Raw genomic sequence first — 2,353 nt, forward strand, 5'->3', positions numbered from 1 at the left:
GCGGTCGTTCGGGAAGCGGGACGGGTGAACGCGAGGCTTGTCAGCCGGAACGATTGATCGTCGGCAAGCGCGGTATCGGGATGGGCGTCGCGGATGTCGGCGGCGATCTCGGACAGCCGATATTGCGCGTCGGCGCGGGCTTGAGGGTCGAGCCAGAAGCGGCGCCTTATGACATGGCCGCGGCGCGCGAAGCAGAAGCCGCCATTCTCGCCTATGACCGCCGCGATGGGCCACATGCGGATCATCTGGTCGCACCAACCGGCCGGAGCGGCGGTGATGGGGACGACGCGCACGCCGGCCGTCTCGAGCCGCTCGATCGCCTCATAGGTGCGTGCCGCGAGGCGGCCTCGGAACGTCAGCGTGTCATCCATATCGGTGAGGACGAAGCGCACCGCCTTGAGCTCGGACAGCGAGACGTCGGAGAAGGCTTTCATCGCGCGCGGGCCCCTCCGTGCCGATCGGTCCATGCGTCGCGATGCGACGCGCCGTGCGTAGAACTACGAAGGGAGCGTGACCGTGTGAATGCGCAATTGCTGATAAGCAATGCTGCAATTGTGAGAAGGCGCGGCGCGCGGCAGGCTAGCTCGTCGGCGCGTCCAGCTTGCGGGTCAGGTTCTCGAACTCGCGGCGCAGCTCCTCGTTCTTGAAGATCTGCTCGAAGGTCGGCGCCTCCAGCTTCTGGATGGCCTCGAACGAGGTCGAGCTGTCGCGCATCAGATTTCTGAGCTCGAGGCTCGCCTCCACGGTGTCGAAGGTGTTGTCGGCGATGCGCAGGTCGTGGGTGGCGCGGGTGCGGGCGGCGGCGATCTGCTCGCGCTGCTGGGCGAGATAGCGCCGGTAGCCTTTGGCGGCTTCCTCGGCCAACTTCTGGCTCTCGCGGTTAGCTTCGAGGGCGCGTTTCTGGTCGGGGCGGTTCTCGGCCCGCATCAACTCGATGGTCTTGGCCTTGGCGGCTGCCAGGTCCTTCAGGATGGCGTCGAGCTTCGGCATGTATTGGGTGTCGATCTTGTTGATCGTCGAATCCTGGGCGTGCACGAGGAGCGCGAAGAGGGCCGCGTGCATGGCGAAATACTTGCGTGCGGCGCCGGGGTTCTCGGCGGTGGCCGTCATCAGTTTCGCCAACTGTCCATCGATGAGCTTGGCGGCATGGAAGGTGGCGACGAGGCGAACGAGGTCTCCCGAAAGCACGCCGTCGAGCAGCAGGTCCAGCTGATCCGGTGCGAGGTCGACGCCGGACTTGATCAGGGCCTCGGCGATCTCGCCCTTGGCGGTCTTGATCGCAGCCTCGTTGTCGGCGATGCGCGTCTTGTGCTCGGCGATCTTGTCGCCCAGGCTGGCGACGGTATCGGTCAGCACGCCCGGCAGCATGGCGTCCTTGGGGGCGGTGAGCTGCTTCTCCTTCAGGGAGACGATGCTCGCCTCGAGATCGCGGATGTTGCGGCGGTGCTGCTCGATGCGCTTCTGCACCTCGACGACGGGTGCGTCGGTGACGATGCCGAGCGTCGCGTCGAGAAGCGTGCGGATGCGGCCCTCGCGGTCCTCCTTGGTCTCGGTCCAGAGCGGCGTGACCAGGAACTCGTCCTTGCCGGGCAGCTTCTTGGCTTCGGCGCGCTGCTGGGCCACGTCTGACAAGATGCCGTCGATGGCGCTCATCAGGGCGCGCGCCTGCTCGTAGCCGGGATCGCCTTCGCGCGGGTCGGCTGCTGCTGCCTCGGGTGTGGGCGCGGCCGCTTCCGGCGCCGCAGCGGACTGGTCCGACCGCAAGAGATCGCCGATGCGGTCCTTGACCGTGGACTGCGCATGGGCGGGACCGGCCAGAAGCAGTCCGGCGGCGACCCAAGCCAGGATTTGCGTGGGGGTAGTGGGGCGAGCGGATGTCGACACTCTTGCCTCCTCGAATGGGTGCCATGAAGCGGAGCAAATCGGGCAAATCGATGTTGGCGCCCGGTGGCCGCTTGCGGCTGTGAGGGGAGTTAAGTGCCGGAGGTCGCTTGTGCAACGGCCGCCAGGAGAGCCGGCGTGATCTGGCGTGCGTCGGTCAGGACGGTCATGTGGGTCATCGGCGGCGCACCCTTGAGGCCGGGGAGTTTGGCGGGCTCCAGTGCGGCGGCAGGGGGGGCACTCTCGAGAGAGAGCGCCAAGCGCAGCTCCTTGGTGCCGATCGTGAGGAGGGCCGCGTCGCGGGCTCCGGCCTGGAAGAGGAGATAGCCATCGCGTGCGGCCACGGCGATGCCGGGCACGATCTTGCGGATTTCGGCGATCACGTAGACGGCGAGCGGGCGGAACGCTTTGGCGCGTGCGAGCAAGGCCTCGATAGCGGCGGGGCTGGCATCGGCCGAGGACGGCGGCGGCG

1 protein-coding gene and 2 pseudogenes are annotated in these 2,353 nt (G+C 67.3%); all 3 read right to left on the reverse strand.

Features of this window, described 5'->3' with window-relative positions:
- A pseudogene (locus tag QZV93_RS00420) lies at window positions 1-434 on the reverse strand (HAD family hydrolase); the annotation flags it as partial.
- 145 nt (window positions 435-579) lie between these two features.
- Window positions 580-1,884, reverse strand: a complete 1,305-nt coding sequence (locus QZV93_RS00425; RefSeq protein WP_295555026.1) for a hypothetical protein — start codon at window positions 1,882-1,884, stop codon at window positions 580-582.
- 89 nt (window positions 1,885-1,973) lie between these two features.
- Window positions 1,974-2,353, reverse strand: a pseudogene (locus QZV93_RS00430) (hypothetical protein); the annotation flags it as partial.

The organism is uncultured Hyphomicrobium sp., from assembly GCF_902826555.1.
Classification (GTDB): Bacteria; Pseudomonadota; Alphaproteobacteria; order Rhizobiales; family Hyphomicrobiaceae; genus Hyphomicrobium_C.